16 protein-coding genes and 2 tRNA genes are annotated in these 17974 nt (G+C 59.5%); 9 read left to right on the top strand and 9 right to left on the bottom strand.

Annotated features, from left to right (window positions below):
* The first annotated feature begins 1 nt into the window (after nucleotide 1).
* From HMPREF2875_RS00205 to HMPREF2875_RS00190, 4 genes are all read left to right on the top strand, one after another.
* Nucleotides 2-349: a DUF3566 domain-containing protein gene (locus HMPREF2875_RS00205; RefSeq protein WP_070669465.1), complete on the top strand. Its 348-nt coding sequence runs from the start codon at nucleotides 2-4 to the stop codon at nucleotides 347-349.
* Nucleotides 350-459: 110 nt separating this feature from the next.
* A tRNA-Ile gene (locus HMPREF2875_RS00200) sits at nucleotides 460-536 on the top strand.
* Nucleotides 537-545: 9 nt separating this feature from the next.
* A tRNA-Ala gene (locus tag HMPREF2875_RS00195) sits at nucleotides 546-618 on the top strand.
* A gap of 508 nt (nucleotides 619-1126) precedes the next feature.
* The gene (locus HMPREF2875_RS00190) at nucleotides 1127-2881 is read left to right on the top strand and encodes a hypothetical protein (RefSeq protein WP_070669464.1); all 1755 of its coding nucleotides are present in this window, start codon (nucleotides 1127-1129) and stop codon (nucleotides 2879-2881) included.
* A gap of 257 nt (nucleotides 2882-3138) precedes the next feature.
* Here the strand turns inward: HMPREF2875_RS00190 and HMPREF2875_RS00185 are convergent, their stop codons facing one another.
* Both HMPREF2875_RS00185 and HMPREF2875_RS00180 read right to left on the bottom strand, forming a co-directional pair.
* A complete protein-coding gene (locus HMPREF2875_RS00185) occupies nucleotides 3139-4086 on the bottom strand; it encodes a polysaccharide deacetylase family protein (RefSeq protein ID WP_070669463.1) in 948 nt (315 codons plus the stop codon).
* 113 nt (nucleotides 4087-4199) lie between these two features.
* Nucleotides 4200-4673 carry a GNAT family N-acetyltransferase gene (locus HMPREF2875_RS00180; protein WP_210388119.1) on the bottom strand — a complete coding sequence of 158 codons (474 nt, stop codon included), beginning with the start codon at nucleotides 4671-4673 and terminating at the stop codon, nucleotides 4200-4202.
* Nucleotides 4674-4862: 189 nt separating this feature from the next.
* Here HMPREF2875_RS00180 and HMPREF2875_RS13110 point away from each other — a divergent pair, with 189 nt between their 5' ends.
* A complete protein-coding gene (locus HMPREF2875_RS13110) occupies nucleotides 4863-5492 on the top strand; it encodes a DUF2335 domain-containing protein (RefSeq protein ID WP_083311798.1) in 630 nt (209 codons plus the stop codon).
* 77 nt (nucleotides 5493-5569) lie between these two features.
* Here the strand turns inward: HMPREF2875_RS13110 and HMPREF2875_RS00170 are convergent, their stop codons facing one another.
* The 4 genes from HMPREF2875_RS00170 to HMPREF2875_RS00155 form a co-directional block, all read right to left on the bottom strand.
* Nucleotides 5570-7390 (bottom strand): ABC transporter ATP-binding protein, encoded by a 1821-nt coding sequence (locus tag HMPREF2875_RS00170; RefSeq protein WP_070669461.1) that lies wholly within the window; start codon nucleotides 7388-7390, stop codon nucleotides 5570-5572.
* Nucleotides 7387-8961: an ABC transporter transmembrane domain-containing protein gene (locus HMPREF2875_RS00165; RefSeq protein ID WP_070669460.1), complete on the bottom strand. Its 1575-nt coding sequence runs from the start codon at nucleotides 8959-8961 to the stop codon at nucleotides 7387-7389. The genes HMPREF2875_RS00170 and HMPREF2875_RS00165 overlap by 4 nt, the downstream gene beginning before the upstream one ends.
* Nucleotides 8962-9013: 52 nt before the next feature.
* Nucleotides 9014-9217, bottom strand: coding sequence for a hypothetical protein (locus HMPREF2875_RS00160; protein ID WP_070669459.1), 204 nt, complete (start codon nucleotides 9215-9217; stop codon nucleotides 9014-9016).
* A 239-nt stretch (nucleotides 9218-9456) separates the two neighbouring features.
* Nucleotides 9457-10341 carry a hypothetical protein gene (locus HMPREF2875_RS00155; RefSeq protein ID WP_070669458.1) on the bottom strand — a complete coding sequence of 295 codons (885 nt, stop codon included), beginning with the start codon at nucleotides 10339-10341 and terminating at the stop codon, nucleotides 9457-9459.
* A 314-nt stretch (nucleotides 10342-10655) separates the two neighbouring features.
* Here HMPREF2875_RS00155 and HMPREF2875_RS00150 point away from each other — a divergent pair, with 314 nt between their 5' ends.
* Together HMPREF2875_RS00150 and metE are read left to right on the top strand one after the other, a co-directional pair.
* Nucleotides 10656-11579 carry a methylenetetrahydrofolate reductase gene (locus tag HMPREF2875_RS00150; RefSeq protein WP_070669457.1) on the top strand — a complete coding sequence of 308 codons (924 nt, stop codon included), beginning with the start codon at nucleotides 10656-10658 and terminating at the stop codon, nucleotides 11577-11579.
* Entirely contained in the window at nucleotides 11576-13840 is a 2265-nt protein-coding gene (gene metE / locus HMPREF2875_RS00145) for a 5-methyltetrahydropteroyltriglutamate--homocysteine S-methyltransferase (RefSeq protein ID WP_070669456.1), read from the top strand. Before HMPREF2875_RS00150 ends, metE begins: the two co-directional genes overlap by 4 nt.
* A 34-nt stretch (nucleotides 13841-13874) precedes the next feature.
* Here metE and HMPREF2875_RS00140 read toward each other — a convergent pair whose 3' ends face one another.
* Nucleotides 13875-14513: an HAD family hydrolase gene (locus HMPREF2875_RS00140; protein WP_070669485.1), complete on the bottom strand. Its 639-nt coding sequence runs from the start codon at nucleotides 14511-14513 to the stop codon at nucleotides 13875-13877.
* A gap of 69 nt (nucleotides 14514-14582) precedes the next feature.
* Between HMPREF2875_RS00140 and HMPREF2875_RS00135 the strand changes: the two genes are divergently transcribed.
* Nucleotides 14583-15113, top strand: a complete 531-nt coding sequence (locus HMPREF2875_RS00135; RefSeq protein WP_039672975.1) for a peptidylprolyl isomerase — start codon at nucleotides 14583-14585, stop codon at nucleotides 15111-15113.
* Nucleotides 15114-15186: 73 nt separating this feature from the next.
* Nucleotides 15187-15831, top strand: a complete 645-nt coding sequence (locus tag HMPREF2875_RS00130; RefSeq protein ID WP_070669455.1) for a rhomboid family intramembrane serine protease — start codon at nucleotides 15187-15189, stop codon at nucleotides 15829-15831.
* Nucleotides 15832-16201: 370 nt separating this feature from the next.
* Here the strand turns inward: HMPREF2875_RS00130 and HMPREF2875_RS00125 are convergent, their stop codons facing one another.
* Both HMPREF2875_RS00125 and HMPREF2875_RS00120 read right to left on the bottom strand, forming a co-directional pair.
* Nucleotides 16202-16840, bottom strand: coding sequence for a response regulator transcription factor (locus HMPREF2875_RS00125; protein WP_039672978.1), 639 nt, complete (start codon nucleotides 16838-16840; stop codon nucleotides 16202-16204).
* Complete coding sequence (locus HMPREF2875_RS00120) at nucleotides 16837-17970, bottom strand: histidine kinase (RefSeq protein WP_168165548.1); 1134 nt, start codon at nucleotides 17968-17970, stop codon at nucleotides 16837-16839. The genes HMPREF2875_RS00125 and HMPREF2875_RS00120 overlap by 4 nt, the downstream gene beginning before the upstream one ends.
* Between the last annotated feature and the right edge of the window lie 4 nt (nucleotides 17971-17974).

Raw genomic sequence — 17974 nt, 5'->3', positions numbered from 1 at the left:
TATGATCGGACGAGAGCTTCACTTAGCGCGGATTTCACCGATGTCGGCTTTCCGCGTGGGTCTCGCCATGTCCCTCGTCGGCTTGGTCGCCTGGATCATTGCGGTGTGCCTGCTGTACATAGGCCTTGACCAAGCAGGAATCTGGGATTCCTTCAACAGCCTTGTAGGCGGTGTCGGTGGAGGCTTTGAAGTCAGCTTCGGCCTTGTAGTCTCTGCAGCTGCTCTCTTCGGTGCCATTATTGCTGTACTTATGACGATTCTGGCGCCGATCATGGCTGTTATATATAACGCCATCGTGGATGTCTTCGGCGGCTTCAAGGTGCGACTACAAGACGAGCCACAGCGATAGCCAAAAGAATCGCAGTAGCAGTACTCAAAAACTACCTAGGAAATGCCTACTGAACTGGCGATTTGTAATAGATCGCCAGTCCTATGTAGAGTAACTACTCGTTCCGGTACGGGCCTATAGCTCAGTCGGTTAGAGCGCATCGCTGATAACGATGAGGTCGCTGGTTCGATTCCAGCTAGGCCCACCACGGAACGATGGGGCATTAGCTCAATTGGTAGAGCATCTGCTTTGCAAGCAGAAGGTCAGGAGTTCGATTCTCCTATGCTCCACAGCATAAAAGTGAAGACGCCCAGCGATGGACGCTGGGCGTCTTTCTTCAGTTGAAATCCACATGTGGAAATGGACCCGGCGGAAACCGGCTAGCCCGTTTGATCAGGGGGCCGAGTGGTTCGGATTAAGAACGGCAGAATTGGCGCATCGTTTCCGTCCCTATCGAATGACATAAATGCAATTATTACCCGGATAGGGGTAAAATCATTCACAGCATTCACAGAGGTTCGAAATAGTTACACCAGCCCCTCTCGTATAAAACACTGTCATCTACCTGCTGATTAGTCAGTGACGGCCAACAGAGGGTTGGAAAAACTTTGGAAACTTGTTGCGTTTGACTGGAAAGAGCGACAGAACTCCGATAATCTTGCGTACAGCGACAAAAGCTGCACTACTCGTTGAGAATGTGAAGATCATTCATAAAGAACGATTGCTAGCGTCGCCCTACACGACGGTTATCGTAAGATAATTTTCACAGTCCGACCTCAACTCTCATAGGGGAATTACATGTTCAAGAACCGTGTTCGCACCGCCGCTCTCGCAGGTGCCATCGCAGTTGCCACCGGTGTTTCCGGTGTTGCAGTCCCGGCTTTCGCTGAGGACACCACTCCGGCTTCCACCCAGGGTGGCGGCTTCAACGAGGCAGACGCCTCCCTCGCCAAGGACGCTGTTGCTGACAACGCAACCGAGAAGCAGCTCCTCGACATGACCGATGCAACCGCTCACTACATCATTAACAACAATGAGTGGGAAGAGCTGTACAACTCCGCTTCCAAGTCCATGGGCGACGGCATCGACCTGTCTGAGAACGCTCAGTACAAGGTCTACCAGGAGAAGGCCAACGAGGCTACCAAGCAGCTGGCAAAGGCTGAGGCCAACTTCCAGACCGCTCGTAACTCCGTCAACTACGCTCTCGAGGTAGACAAGGCCGCTGACAAGGCTTGGGCTGTCTACGAGGAGAAGGCCGTTGATTACAACAACACCGTGACTAACATTATCGGTCAGGAGGGTGACTACAAGTCCGACGGTCTTTTTGCTAACGACATCAATGCTGCCAACGAGGCCGGTAAGGCCGGAGGCCGCGACACGCTGAAGACCCCGGAAGAGCTTGGCTTCCCGATCCAGAAGATCGACCCGGAGAACAGCGACAATGTCAACGAGATTCCGGAGCAGAACATCAAGAACCTCGAGGAGACCATCAAGGTCTACAAGAAGGCTCTGGATCGTGCAGGTGACCGAGACGCTGACAAGAAGGATGGCGACTACATCCCGCGCGACTACGTTGGCAAGCTCGAGACCCTCATCGAGGATTCCGAGATGCTGCTCGAGTCCCTGAAGAAGGACCACGCCGCTCTGGAAGAGGCACGTGAGGCTGCTCAGGCTGCTTCTCGCGAGGCTCAGAAGTCTGACGTTCTGGTTCGCCAGGGCTTCCTGGAGCGTGCTTACGCTCAGGTAAAGGTCCTCCGCGTTCTCGAGGCTTCCTTCACTGCTGGTGCTCGCGAGCTCGAGCTGCGCGAGTCCAACGACAACCAAACCGTTGACATTGATGGCACCACCCCGAAGCCGACCCTGCGCGAGGCTTACTTCAACCTCATCAAGCACGGTGGCATCCTGTCCGAGGCTCTTGACCACAACTACCAGCTGATCAAGGATCAGGAGGCCGACTGGACCACCCTGCAGGGCTTCGCCAAGGACGAGGCTAACTACGACGGCAACCGCATCTTCGAGCCACAGGTCCCGGCTGACTTCGGCAACCCAGAAGCTCCGTACCACGATGCTCCGGTTGCAGCATTCAATGGTGACGCTCACAGCGACGCTGAGCGTAACGCTTACACCGCTGCTAAGGCTGCCGCTAACAAGGGTGTCTTTGGCCCGAACAACTACGACATCAAGTGGGAAGAGACCTACAAGAAGGTCGTCAACGCCGACAACGGTGTTCAGGCAGATAAGAAGCAGCGCGAGGACGATGCGCAAAACACCGCTGACCTCATCAAGGCTGTTCAGGACCTCGCTAATGGTGAGAAGTCCGGCAAGGACGCCGACGCTGACAACGGCAAGGGCGCTGACAACGGCAAGGACAACGGTGGCAAGAAGGACCAGAAGTCCTCTGACATCAAGAGCAAGCTGTCCTCCGAGGACGGCAAGCCGACCGCTCTGGGTATCTTCGGTATCGTCGCTGGTATCCTGGCTGCAGTTGCCGCTGCTTACCCGGCAATCGCTCCGGCAATCTCCAAGGCTCTGAACATCAAGCTCCCGTTCTAATCCCTCGGTAGCTGATATCACTCCCCCGCCCCTAAAGGAGTAAGCCAGTAGTAGGGCCCCGCCTATGGCGGGGCCCTACTTTTATTTCGTCCGAGGGCGGTAGAATCCGCCTTGCAAGACAGGTGGAGTAGTAGGGCTTTCTCCTTAAATCGAAAGTGGAAGGCTCCAACCAAAAAGTGGTTGGAGCCTTGACTTGTAGTTGGTTTAGAGCATGTTGTTCTAGGCCATCCTCCTGGATAAGCGGAAGCTTCTGTCAACTAGCGGTTTAGGTACTGTCTTCCAGGTTCTGGGTTGGGAATGAGGCGGTCTAGGCTGACAGGCTCAAATCCTTTGGCGCGTAAGCCGTCGATGATGCAGTCGGCAGCCGCTACAGTTGTGGGATGGATGTCATGCATGAGGATGATGGCACCGGGTTGTGCGCCGTCGACAGCGGCGCTGCATATGTGCTCGCTGTTGCGGTCCTTCCAGTCCAAGGTATCGACAGACCAGAGAGCTTGTGCCTGGTCATTGGCCTTGGCGGCGTTGCTGACGGTGGTGTTCGTGGCGCCGTAGGGAGGACGGAGCCACCGTGGGCTATCGCCGGTGGCTGCCTTGATGGCGGCTGACCCTGCTTTGATCTCACCGTCGACTTGGCCCGGCGAAAGCTTGTCGAGCTCGCGGTGTGAGGCGGTGTGGTTGCCCACGGTGTGACCTTCGGCCTTCATACGGCGGAGAAGCTCCGGGTGTGCGTAGGCATTGGGTGCGAGCACCATGAAGCTGGCGTGTGCGTTCTTGGCATTGAGGGTGTCGAGCAGTTGGTTCGTGAGCTCACCTGGGCCGTCATCGTAGGTGATGGCAACGCAGTTGGAACATGTTGCATCCGCTACGGATTGAGTCTGGTTGTTCTTTTCTTTGCGCTTGTTCGCGTTCTGGTTGTCGTTCTTGTTCGCGGACTTCTTCTTGTCTTTCGATTCGTTCGTTTGGGGACGAGACGAGCCGGCGAAGACAGGGTTGTCTTGCAGTTCCTTTGGGAGGGCGTTGTAAGCGTCCTGCTCTAGGCGGTCGATTTCCTTTTGGACATCGGGAAGCACCGGCAGTTGTGGTGCCGGGATTCCCGGTTGGGGGACGGTGGGAAGCTCAGCTGCGGTGGCAACGCCGGGCAGTGCGGTGGAGACTGCGAGCGTGAGGGCAGCGAGCGAGTGTGTAAGGATTCTGTTTCGACGCATGACAACCTTCTACGGAGACAATTCGACCCCTTATTCTTGCTCGGGTGCAAATGTAAAAGGCCTAGTGACACGCAACTAGAGTGAAACAAGTTGTCATATGTGACGTATGGGGTTTAGCTGAAACGCTTGACTAGGACGATGTGACCGTCGCGCTCGCTGACTGGCTCAAAGCCAAGATGCAAGTAAAGGCGGTGGGCGCGGTCATTGTCTTTGGCCGCGGAGAGGGAAATGCCGGGAGTGTTCATCTCACGGGCGAGGTCCGTGGCGGCGTCGATAAGCACAGTGCCCACACCTTGGCCGCGGAATCGAGATTCGACGGCGAGGGCAAGCTCTGGAATGCCCTCAGCCACGTGGCCAAAGCCGTGGCGCTCAGCCGTGCCCCAGTTGAGCCATACACCGCCGGCGGGTACGTGGCCTTCCCAGGCGATGAATCCCCCGCGGGAAGGTTCCCAGCCGCCGAGGTAATAGTCAAAGCCTTCCTCAAAACCATCAGGGAGTGCTTTGTGTTCACCGCCGAACGTATCGGCAAGGAAGTTAAGGCGGGCGAGGTAGGTGCGGTCGGCTTCAGTCAAGGGGAGAAGATGCATAGCTCCTATGGTAGAGGCCGTATCCAGGAATGGCGTTTCCGGAATTGAAAATTTAGGCGGGAAAGTGAGGTGAAGACACGTGTTGCCACGTCTGGCATAATCATAGGGAAAGATGGGTATTTGAAACGGGATGGCAAGTTTCACATAGAGAAACACTTAACAACCAGCGTTAGGAATAGGAGGAGGGGAATGGGTGATGACCACTTCAATAGTGATAGCAACGAACAAGCAAGGTCGAGTGATAGCTCGGTCCAGCGACGGCCGAGTGATTCGAGCGACGCAAATCCAGGCACCGACGGAAAACCTGGACAAAGCTTGGAGGCAAACGGGGAGGTTGCTCCGAACAGCAATGACCAGCTACAGCGCGGAGAAGAATTAGAAGCTGAATTAGTCCATCATGTACGTGACGAAGTAGAACAGCAACTAACAAGTATTACCCGTATTGCACCGTTGCCGCATCCGAGTGAGTTGCAAGGATATGAAGACATTCAATCTGGTTTGGCAGAGCGAATAGTCGCAATGGCTGAAGGGTCCGCGAGTGCAGCAAATATGGCCACGCAGTCGAATGCTGCAGTCAATGAAGCACTCGCAGATTCGATCCGAGAAGAAGCAAAGGCAGCTGAGAGGGGGCAATGGATGATTTTCACCTTGGTAATCCTGCTGCTCATTGTGACTGTAATCTTCGGCCTGGCAGGCAACACTCCTTTTGCTGCCGGAATGGGAGTTCTTCTCTCAATTGGTGGTATTCGCCTCTACCTACGTCCTACTAGCGGTATGCTTTGGCGTCCAGGAGCACCTGAAGAGAATGCCGAGAGTTAAGTAGTATCTTTTTGACTACCTAATTAATGATCAGGATACCGCGCAACCCCGAGCTCTTTCCCAAGTACTTGGGACTCCTATTGCCCGTGCTCCCACTGTGCATAGGCCTTGGCGTAGCGGCCGTTCAGGGCGATGAGTTCGGCGTGGGTGCCGTCTTCAACGATCTGGCCTTGCTCCATGACGATGATGCGGTCGGCCTCGCGGGCTTGGTCCAGGCGGTGGGCAACGACGAGTGCGGTCCGGTCTTTGGTGACAGCCTTGGCGGCGTGTTCGAGGACCTCGGCATGCTCGGAACCGGCTTCGGAGGTGGCCTCGTCCATGATGAGGACTGGTGGCTGGCGCAGGATCATGCGGGCTAGTGACAGCTGCTGTTCGGCCTCCGCGCCGATTTCCTCATTGCCGGCACCGATGAGGGTGTCGAGGCCCTGGGGCAGCCAACGGGAGTGCTCGTCCAAACCCACGGTATGGAGTGCCGCCCACAGCTCCTCATCGCTGGCACCGGGCTTGGCCAAGAGAAGGTCATTGCGCAGCGAGCCGGAGAAGAGGTGGACTTCCTGGGTAATGAGAGCGACGTGTTCGGTGATCCACGTGTTGGGGACAGTAGCGGTGTCGATGTCGTCGAGACTGATGCTTCCCTGGGTGGGGTACTGCAGGCCGGCGACGAGGGACGCCAGGGTGGATTTACCCGCGCCGGAGGTGCCCACTAGGGCGGTGGTGCTGCCGGCGGTGAGGGTGAGGGAGACGTCGCGAAGCACAGGCGCGCCACCCGGGTAGTGGTAGGAGAGGTACTTAATGGTGATGGTGGGGGCGTGGGTGAGACGTGGAGTGTCCTGGTGGTGTCCTTCGCCGGCAGTACTGGCGGTGTCATCGAGGGTGGCCAGGGCGACGGCACGGCCGAGGGAAGTCACGGAGTGCTGGATCTCGCCGGCGAAGAAGAGGATGTTGAACACGTGGACTTCCAGGCGCATGACGAGCAGGACCGCGGCAGTAGCTTGGCCTTGGGTTAGCCAGCCGGCCATGACCATGGGCACGGACATGGCTACTGAGCCCAGCAGCAGCACGCCGAAGGCGAGGGCGCCTTGGCCGACGATGCGGTTAATGAGCGGGACCTTGTTGCCCCAAGCCTGCACGGTGTCCCAGGAGTAGCGCTCCATGCGGGTATGCGCCCAGTCCTTAAGCGTGAACTGGCGGAGGGTTTCCAGTGCGCGGATGGTATCCAGCAGCACGTTGTTGCGGTAGGCCTCCACCGAAGACACTTCGTTGGCAACGGCGGGGATGTCCCGCATGGTGCCGCGGATGAAGGGATAGAGCAGGCAGCCCACTGCGATGAAGAGTAGGGCATAGGCAGGGTGGATGAACACCATCATGACCGCGGTCAGCGGTAGCATGAAGAGGGTCAGCACGAGGCGGTCACCCATCATGGAGATGGTCATCACCACGGTGTCAATATCCTTGGACAGGCGCGTGATGACGTTGCCGGTGCCGAGCTCCATGACGGCTGGCACGGGTGCGCCGAGGGTGGAATCTAACGCTGAGGTGCGCAGATCCACCGACAGGCGGCGGGTGGTGGAGGTGACGAGGTAGCGGCCCAGGGTGCGGCCGGTGACCTCCACGAGGTAGCCCACGGCAATGATGATAAGTGCGCCCACCATGGCGCTGCGCCCCGTGCCGAGGACGGGCAGCTCCACGCCCTGGATGATGTCCACGACGCGGCCGAGAACTTGGGAAACCAGGTTCATCATGATGACAGTCACGGTAAACAGTCCAAAGAAGAGGGCGATGCCGAGCCTGCTGGGCGCGCTGGGCAGGGTCTTGAGGAAGCGCAGGCACTCCTGCGGGGAAGCGGGGGCGAGGGCGTCGGCGCGATCTACGGTGGCGCTCTTGTGTGCGGTGCTCATAGTTCCACCACCTCATCGGCGTTGGCGGCCCACGTGGAGGCAGAGGTGATGACCACGGTTACCTTGCCGGCGCGCAGGTCACGTACGCGCTTGGCGACGTCCGCCAGGGTCAACGAATCCAGTCCCGTCGTGGGGTTGTCGAGCACGAGGACATCGGGGTCGAGCGCGAGCGCGCGGGCAAGTGCGACGCGTTGGCGCTGGCCACCGGAGAGGTTGAGTCCGGCCTCACCGATGGGAGCGGAGGGTAGCTCACCGTTGGGGCCGAAGCCACCGAGACGGATAACGATGTCCTTGCAGGCGGAGGCGTGGAGGGCGTCGTGAAGCTGCGCGGTGCTAGCGCTGCGGAGGGGATCGACGTTGTCCTGCAGGGTGCCCTCCAGAACGGAGATGCGGTGCGGTGGGCACAAGGCGCCGTGGTCGTTAAGGTAGCGCACCCAGGAGTCCACGGTGGTGCGACCTTCAGTGGTGGTGGGCATCCACACGTGGAGGCCAGGGGAGAGCTCGATGGGCGCGCTGGTGGTGTCGGTGGTGTTGGTGGAGAGGTCACCGAGTAGTTCGCCGACGCGCTCCACGGAGGCCTGTGCCCGGGCCCAGTTCTCAGTAAGTAGGCCTAGGGAGACTCCCAACACGGTCAGTGCCGGCGGCACGAGCATGGTAATCGCCATCATGCCGCCGGGGGCAATGCGGCCCTCAAAGGTTTCCCAGGAGGTCCACGCGAGAATACCCACGGCGAAGGCAGCGGGAACCATCTGGCGAATCCACGCCATGAGGGATGCACGCTGGGCTTCCTTGAGCATGGCAGTCAGCGCGTCCTGGGCGGCATCGGAAAAGCGCTGGCGGGCAATATCTTTGGCACCGAGGCCCTTAATGACGCGGGAGCCTTGCGCAAAGTCCGTGGCGAGGGAGAGTGCGGTGTTTTCCAGCTGGCGGCGGCGCGCAGCTACCTTAGTCAGCGGCTTTGCCGTGGCCCAGGACGCCAACGATGTGGCGAACGCGCCGAGGAGGAGCGCGCAGGAGACCTGCCAGGAAATCGGGGCGAGGCTAACCATTGCGCCTAGAAGGTAGCCCACCATGACCAGAGGGAAGTTGAGGATCTGCTTGAGTTGGCCGATGTAATGCGAATCCTCATCCATCGTGTTGAGCAGCCGGCCCGGATTGATCCCAGCGGTGGAAGCGTCCAACAACTTATCCAGCAGGTTAAGGCGCAGCGTGTGGGTAGTGCGTGCCTGGCTAAGATCCGTAAACGCATCCGCCGTGGCCTCGCAGATGTAGGCGATGTAGAGGATGACCGCCGTGGCCGCAAGCGGCAGGGCTACGGTGCGCCAGGAGGGATCAGAGAAGGCATACTGCGTGGTCTGGCCGATGATCACGGAGACCAAGGCGCCCAGCGGGGCGTTGATAAAGGTGGCTATGAAGATGCCGATAACGCCGGTGCGCTGCGCACCGAGCAACCGCCACGTGGCTTGAGCTGGGCGGGAGAAGTCGGTGGTGTCGGTGAGAGAAACCTCCCCCGTAGGTGGTTCATCGGGGAGGTACCACGACCACGTCTTCATGCGCGGATAGTGAGTCATAAAGACTCATCTTATAACCCTGCAGCGATGTATGGTGACTTAGATAACAGTTTTAGGAGAGGTGGTAGTTGTCCACGTCGTAGCCGTTGAACTCGCGTTCCACGCCGTAGTCGTCAACAGAGTTGAACTGGGTGCCATTCTCAATGGCGAAGCGCAGGTTGTCTACGCGGGAGGAGGGGTCGCCCGCGACGGCACCTGCGGGGAAGTAAAAGGTGTCGCCACCTTTGAGCTTGACAATGAGTGATTCGAAGCTCATGTCCTAATCTCCTTGGGGGTGCTGCTACCACTAAAACTCCAGCGCGAAAACAACGCGCGGGCACCGATCGTTGGGCGATCGATGCCAGTCATAATCGATTCAAGCAGGTCGCGCGCGCGGGGGCAAAGCAGTGAGATCAAGACAACGAAACCCTCTCCCCCAAAGTCGGGGGAGAGGGGGACGTGAGGTGTGAGCTAGGCAGGTGTGAACTAGGTAGGGTGGCCTAGCTGGCGAAGGGATTAATTCTCATCCTCGGTGCGCAGGCGGTGCTTGCCCTCAGACTCGTGGTCATCGGTAATGCGGGAGGTGTCAACACCCTCGCTGTCAGCGTTGCTGACCTCGATTTCGGTTTCCACGGCGTCCTGGATAGCGGTTTCTTCCTCGCGGTGCTTGGCCAGCTGCTCATCGAGGGAACCCAGCAGCTCCTCATCGCGCTCGACGACGCCATCCTCAGCCAGGTCGGAGCCTTGCGACGGGACCTTAGCGTCATCTTCGGTGGTGGAGGTGTAGACCAAGGTGGAGCCCTGCGGTGCAGAGGTAGACGGGGTGGTGAAGTCCTCCACGCGCGGCGGAACCTTGGATTCTTCCTTCTTCTGGGTGAAGAAGTAGTAAACACCACCGGCGATGGCGGCGATAGCGGCCACGAGTGCGGAGATGAGCCACACCTTCGAGCCCTTCTTCTCCTTGCCGGTGGCCTTGCGGGCCTTCTTCTGGACCTGAGCTGCCTTCTTACGGGCTTTCTTGTCTGCCTTGGTGGCCTTCTTCGAGGCCTGCTTGCGCAGCTTCGACGCCTTCTTGTCTGCCTGCTTCTGTGCCTTGCTCAGGCGCGTGGAGGCCTTGTCCTGGGCGTCTTCGGCCGCAGCGGCCAGCTTCTCGGCGGTGTTCTCGCTGCGCTCCTTGAGCTCCTCCAGGGCGCGCTCGAGGCGGGAGTGGGCAGCCTTGGTTACGGCACCAGCCTCACGGCGGGCCTCCGGGAACCAGTCTTGGTCGCGCTCGTCCATACGTGCGGCGGCGGTTTCAAGAACGGAGTAGGCCTCGCGGGACTTTTCCTCGCGGTAGTCCTGGAAACGGTTCCACAGGGAGGAGGCCACCTGGACGGTGGTGGACAAAGCGGTGGAGTTCATCGGGAGTGGTTCTCCTTTTCGTAGCGTGTGTACAGGGAGGAGCGGTGTTATTTCGCTGGGTACTCCCTTTCAGCGTAGTGGCGCCGGCCATGCCCCGCCACTGAGTGTGGGGAGCGCCAAGCAGCACGCCCGAAATAGACAGCTTTGTACGGATCGGGAATATTTTATTCACCTTGGGTTTTGCTAACGGTGCAGCTGGCTGGCGTAGAAAGGTATCACCATTCGTCAAATGCTTCCCGTGAAAATGGACAGCTTGGTACGTTTTCATCAACAGCAACGAAGACTTACCCCGATAACCTGCAGAGGAGGTGACCATGTCCCCGCGACTCTCCGCATCCGCGCCACTAGACCAAATCAGCGAAGATACACCTAAGCACCTTGAGCGCACCGCGCTTTCCTTCGAAGTGATCCCGCCGCGTCACGACGCCGATGCCGCCAAAATCGACCGCCTGCTCGCCACTCTGTCCGCGTATAACCCGGACTACATCGCGGTGACCAGCTCCCAGCGCTCTGGCTGGCTTAAGGGCACCGCGGCGTTCATTGAGAAGATTTCGCGCGATACCGCGATGCGTCCACTGGCTCATCTGGCCTGCACCGCCGGTACTGAGCAGGAGCTTATTGGCTGGATCGACGCGCTTGTCGACGCCGGCGTGCGCGGCCTCCTCGCCCTCCGCGGTGACCTCCCCGAGGAGGGCATGCCCGAAGGCCATCTGCCGCACGCTGACTCCCTCGTCCGGCTCATCCGCCGTTGGGAATCCGCCCGCGTGGCGCGGCTGGCGGCCGGCCGCTTGGCCGTGGGTGTGGCCTGCTATCCCAACGGCCACGCCGAGTCCGCCACACCGGACGAGGACATCGACGTCCTTTTGGCCAAGCAGCGCCTCGGCGCGGACTTCGCCATAACCCAGCTTTTCTTCGACGCGGAAGATTACGTCCGCTTTGCCCAGCGCGCCCGGCTGGCGGGCGTGCGCATTCCGCTCATCCCCGGGATCATGCCTATGACTAGTCGTGCTCGGGTGGAGCGAATGTGCCAGCTGTCCGGGCTGGATGGGCCGACAAAGGTCCTTGACCGGCTCGCGGCAGCGACCTCACCTGAGGAAGAACAAGAAATAGGCATGCAGATTACAGCCTCATTGGCGCAATCCGTGCTGAACGCCGGCGCCGATGGACTGCACATCTACACGCACAACAATCCTGACATTACGACTGACCTGCTTAATCGAATTGGAGTCACCCCATGACCGCATCCTTCCCTAAGGCCACAATTGAGGGCTACCCCCGCGTTGGCGCTCACCGCGAACTCAAGCGCGCGCTGGAGTCCTACTGGACCGGCAAGATTGACGCTGAGACCTTCGAGTCCGCCGCGCACTCCCTACGCCTCGATACCTATGCTCGCCTCAAGGAGTTGGGCCTCACTGAGGATTACGCCATCCCGGCGGACGTCGCCTACTACGACCACGTCCTCGAGACCGCGCTGACCGTGGGTGCGGTCGAGGGCGAGAGCCTCGATGACGAGTTCACCCTGGCCCGTGGCAACAAGGACACCGCGCCACTGGAGATGACCAAGTGGTTCGACACCAACTACCACTACATCGTTCCGGAAATCACCGATGACCAGCCCTTCACCGCCCGCCCGCAGCGCGTGCTGAAGATCGTGGAGGAGGCCCGCGCGGCTGGCCACACCGTGCGCCCGGTCCTCGTTGGCCCGGTGACCCTTCTGGCCCTGTCCAAGCAGGCTGAAGGCGCTACCACGCAGCCGCTCGACCGCCTCGACGAGCTGGTGGAGTCCTATCTCATCGTGCTTGAGCAGCTTGCCGACGCCAACGTGGAGTGGATCCAGCTGGCCGAGCCGGCCCTGGTTGCTGACCTCGCCGCGGCTGACGACGCCTCCCTAGCCGCCGCCCTTAAGATCGCCTATGGTCGCATCCTCGCCGCGGAAAAGCGCCCGCAGGTCTACCTGACCACGCCGTATGGTTCCCTCAACGCGGGCCTCGACGCCATTGCTGAGCTTAAGCCGGAAGCCGCCCAGGTCGATCTCTCCGTGGGCACCCTGGCACTGGACAACTCCTACCTCGAGCGCGTGAAGAAACTCGCTGAGGCAACCCACCTCGCCGCCGGCCTCATCGACGGCCGTAACGTCTGGGCCGCGAACCTGCGCGACCTGCGCGAGAAGCTCGAGACCTTGGGCGAGGGCGTTTCCGTGACCACCTCGGTGTCCCTGCAGCATGTGCCGCACACGGTGGAGGCGGAGACCTCCCTGCCGGTGGATGTTGCTACGTGGTTCGCCTTCGCTGACGAGAAGATCCGTGAGGTCGTAGCACTCGCCGCCGGCCCCCTCGACGCCCCTGAGGCCTATGCACAAGCCGACCGCGCTGTGCGTACTCGCGCCGAGTCCTCTCGTACCCACAACCAGGCTGTGCAGGATCGCACCGCGCAATTGCCGGAGGGCCAGGTCCAGCGCCAGCCGGAGTTCGCCGAGCGCACCAAGGCACAGGAGGCCCTCGGCCTGCCGCAGCTGCCGACCACCACCATCGGTTCCTTCCCGCAGACCTCTGAGATTCGTGCTGCGCGTGCCGCTCACCGTAAGGGCGAGCTGTCGGACGCCGACTACACCGAAGCCCTGCGCAAGGAAGTCACCAGCGTCATCGAGCTGCAGGAGCGCCTAGGCCTCGACGTCCTCGTCCACGGCGAGCCGGAGCGCAACGACATGGTGCAGTATTTCGCCGAGCTTCTCGACGGCTTCGTCGTCACCGAGAACGGTTGGGTCCAGTCCTACGGTTCCCGCTGCACCCGTCCGCCAATCGTCGTTGGCGACATCTCTCGCCCGAAGGCCATGACCACCGAGTGGGCGAAGTTCGCTCAGTCCCAGTCTAAAAAGCACGTCAAGGGCATGCTCACCGGCCCGGTGACCATTCTGGCCTGGTCCTTCGTGCGCGATGACGTCCACCAGTCTGTCTCCGCCGACCAGCTGGGCGTGGCGCTAGCCGACGAAGTCCGCGACCTCGAAGAGGCCGGCATTGACATCATCCAGATCGACGAGCCCGCCTTGCGCGAGCTGCTGCCGCTGCGCGAGCAGGACCGCAAGGCCTACCTGGATTGGGCTGTGCGTTCCTTCCGACTCGTAGCACTTGAGGCCAAGCCGACCACTCAGATCCACACGCACCTCTGCTACTCGGAGTTCGGCCAGATTATCGACGCCGTCGCCGGCCTCGACGCCGACGTCACCTCCATCGAGGCAGCCCGTTCCCGCATGGAGCTCCTCGAGGACATCGATGAAAAGTTCCACTCGGAGATTGGCCCGGGCATCTATGACATCCACTCGCCGCGCATCCCGTCCGTGGCGGAGATGGCCGAGCTCATCCGCGCCGCTCTCAAGAACGTGCCGGCCGAGCGCCTGTGGGTCAACCCGGACTGCGGCCTGAAGACACGAGGTTACGAGGAGACCGAGGCCTCCCTGCGCAACCTAGTCCTCGCCCGCGACGAGGTCCGCTCCAGCCTGTAGGCTCAAATCCTCTGGTTTAAACCTCTGAAGAGGTTTAAACGAAGTTCATCGCCGTGAGCTCACTGAGCGCGGCGATGTCTCCGTGTCCACTCCTATCGAAGTGCAACGCCGTGAGCCCCGCCGCCCGTGCGCCCATAACATCGTTGGCGAGCGAATCTCCCACCATGAGAGTGGAGCTGGGCTCCACATTCAAACGTCGACAAGCTTCGAGATAGGCCTCTCGGTGCGGCTTTGGCTTAGTCATCTCCACAGTGGGGAAGAGCTCGATCCCAGGCAGGTCGAGCCCGCCTGCGCGTAGTTTGCTCTCCTGCATGTCTCGCGCCCCGTTCGTCAGCACACCGACCGTGAGACCTAAATCCAAGACGTATTCCAGTGCTTCCCGTGCGCCGTCCACCGCGCACCAGTGCTTCTCGTACGCGGCCAGATACTTGCTATATTCCGCCAGAGCCTCCTGTTCCGTCATCTCCGGCCGGCCCAGAAACTCGCGGCAACGCTCCACTCGTTGGCCTTGGTGGCTTACTTCGCCACGCTCGTACGCGGCGAACCACTTCCTTTCTATTTCGGCAAAACGCTCTTGATGCCCGCCCGGAAGCCAGTCCTCCACAGCCGCATGCATGGCAGTGGTGTGGTCCATGAGGGTGTCATCAAGGTCGAAGAGAACAGCGCGGATCATGCTTGACACACTACGCAGATCGCTGACAGCGTCGCGCCGGAACGACGCGCTGGGCGAAATTTCCATACAATGGCAGGCATGACTCAGAAGACCGCAACTGCAACGATGCACACCAACTACGGTGACATTGTTATCGACCTGTTCGGTAACCACGCACCGGTAACCGTTGAGAACTTCATCGGCCTGGCCAAGGGCGAGAAGGACTACACCACCCAGAACGCAAAGGGCGAGCAGTCCGGCCCGTTCTACGATGGCGCTATTTTCCACCGCGTCATTGACCAGTTCATGATCCAGGGTGGCGACCCGACCGGCACCGGTCGTGGCGGCCCTGGCTACCAGTTCCAAGACGAGTTCCACCCGGAGCTGCAGTTCGACCGTCCGTTCCTGCTGGCCATGGCTAATGCTGGCCCGGGCACCAACGGCTCCCAGTTCTTCATCACCGTGGCGCCGACCCCGCATCTGAACAACCACCACACCATCTTTGGTGAGGTTACCGATGCCGCCTCCCAGGAGGTCGTGTCCAAGATTGCGAAGGTCTCCACCGACCGCATGGACCGTCCGGCTGAGGACGTTGTTATCGAGTCCATCGAGATCGCCTAAGCGTTCTTAACTTTTCATCCGAGCCCGCTGCCACAAGATGTGGTGGCGGGCTTGGTGCGTATAAGGAGCTTGTGTGAAGAACTATCTGAAATCAGCACCGGCCACCCTGGTGCTCATGGTCTTGTGCATCGGTGCTTGGTGTGCCACGGCCATTCAAGGCTCGTCCCTCTCCGCGCCCTACTATCGCAGCATGCTGGCCCAAGACTGGACACTGTGGGGCCCTGAGGTGTCCGACCACCCCACAACTGTCATTACCGCGGGCTTTATGCACCTGGACGCCGGGCACCTCCTGGTCAACATGGTGATGCTGTTCTTTGTGGGCAGGGAAGTCGAGCGTGCGCTGGGGAGCGTGCTGTACGTAGCGGCTTATCTCATCTCCATTGTGGGCTCTTCCGCCGCAGTTCTGTGGATGGACTTCGGCACACCCACGGTGGGAGCCTCTGGTGCTCTCTTTGCGCTCATGGGCTTGCTGATTGGCGTGTACCGCAGCCGCGGTCTGGATCTGCGAGCACCCATCGTCCTCGTGGTGGCCAATGTGATCTACAGCTTCGTGGCGGAGAACGTCTCCGTGTGGGGGCACTTGGGCGGTTTGCTCACAGGGCTGCTGTTGGCACCATTCCTCTTTCAACAACGCACGTGGCTGCGCTGGCTGGGGATATGGCTTATTGCTGTCGTGGTAGCCGTGTTAGCGGCGCTGCGAGCTGGGCTTTGGGGATAGCTCGGGCGTGTTATCCACCAAAACCTTTGTGCGAAAGAATTCCACATAAGTTATCCACACTGTGGATAACTACATTTTTGTAATTCACCGAACGTGTACACCAAGATTTGCCCAGATCAGCAGGTGAATCGCTTTCGATTGCAGTTTTTAATCGCCCTGTGAGGAGCGTGAAAACACTTATCCACAGGCTGTGGACAAGGGTTGTGAAATTCGATTTTCACAGAGTTATCCCCACCCTGTGGATAACTTTGTACCCACCGTGTTAACAGCTCTACGGTTATGGGATGGTGTTTGGAATTGCGTACTTTCGAATAGCGGTTGTCTATGTGGAATTCCCAAAGGTGCTCATCGAAAAAAGATCGCACCCTAGTTAGCTCACCACTCCTGCGCGAAAGGCCCAGATCACGAGCTGTACTCGCGAACTAGCTCCCACTTTGGCCATCGCAGATGACAAATGAGTCTTGACCGTCGAGGGCTCCAAATACAGCTCGCGCCCGATTTCGATGTTGGTCAATCCTTTGCCCAGGGCCCGTACGCACTCGAGTTCGCGCGGCGTGAGTAGGGATGAATCTACCGTGGCCCGCGCTTTCCGCCGACCAAATTCCGCAATCACCCTTTTAGTAACCGCAGCGTCGACCATGCCTTCACCTGAGGCCGCGTGTTTGACGCCTTGAATGAGGTCGGTCATTGGGGAGTCTTTCAGCATGACGCCACAGGCACCGGCTTCGAGGGCGCCAAAGACGTATTCGTCTAGGTCAAAGGTCGTGATCACGATGACTGCTGGGGGATTGTCTTGCTTGTTAATCTCCGTGGTCGCGTAGATACCGTCCCCGTCAGGCATACGGATATCGAGGCACACCACGTCAATGTCGCGTACCCTTGCAGCCGCTATCGCCTCATTTCCAGAAGCTGCCTCAGCCACAACTTCGATCTCTCCGGTGGCCTCGAAGATTGCCTTTAATCCCTGTCTGATCAGAGGTTGGTCATCAACTAACAAGACCCGAATCATGGCTTCCTCCAGGTAATGAGCACCAGCCAGCCATCTTCGGTAGGTTCATTGAAAGCGGTTGCACCGACAGCTCGGGCGCGCTCTTGGATGCTGATGGTGCCACGGCCCGTGGGGCTATGTGTGAAAGTGCCGCGGGTGATTATCCGCAGTTCATCATCGCTCAGCATGACATCAACAGGCGCGCCTGTTGCATGTTTGCGGGCATTTGTCAGAGCTTCTTGGGTGATTCGATAAGCCGCAATCAACTCGCCCTCCGACAAGTGGGAAGTGTCCGAAAACGTTACTACCTGTCCCAGAGCGCGAACTTCCGAAATTAGCGCAGGTAAATTTGTAGGCTGAGGGATGCGGTGTATTTCGGCATCGGAAACCGAGAGCTTGCCAACGGTCGCGCGGACATCCTGGAGTGCCTTCGTCGTCGACGAGGTCACGTGTTGGAGATGTTCTTTGGCAGCGATGGGGTTGACATCGATGCATGCCTGTGCGGCTTGAGCTTGGATGGCGATGGCTGAGAGGTGATGGGCGGTGGTGTCGTGAAGCTCTCGCGCAATGCGGGCGCGCTCCTCGACAATGGCGTTTTCCTCAGCGAGTTCTGCTTGACGGGCAAGGGATGCGGTGAGCTCACGGTTATTGCGGACAGCGAGTCCAATAGCAAAGAGCACTATGAGGGGGAGTATCCAGCCCAGGGCTGTCAGCAGAGTAAAAAGTGGAGGCTCGATTCCTCCCAGCGGTGGCATGACAGTGGCGCGGAGGATGCCGACAATGAGACCCGAGATAATGAGGGTAATAGTGTCGCGGGTTTTTGACTTCGTGTGCAGCGCTAGCGAAAACGCAGCCACCGAAGCAGCGATGCCGTTGTAGCCGAGGCTGTAGTCTGCGGTGACGAGACAGTAGAGGGACCACACGAGCTCAGTAGAAGAAATCGCGAGTAGCACGCTTAAGGGGAATCTACGGCGCCACAGTAGGAGGATGCCTTTGGCAATGATGGCAACAAGAATCAACCAGTACTGCGCTGGAGACAATGCGGTATTGAAGGGGGTTGGTTCCATCGAGCTAGCCACCAGGAACCCAACGAGGTCAAGGCCTAGAACGATGACAGCGAGAGCGATGTCTCTGGCTGAAAGGCGATTCATGTAG

The sequence above is a fragment of the Corynebacterium sp. HMSC078H07 genome (assembly GCF_001812805.1).
Taxonomy (GTDB): Bacteria; Actinomycetota; Actinomycetes; order Mycobacteriales; family Mycobacteriaceae; genus Corynebacterium.
Note: the sequence above shows the minus strand (reverse complement) of the source record. Positions and strands in the feature narration are given on the sequence as shown.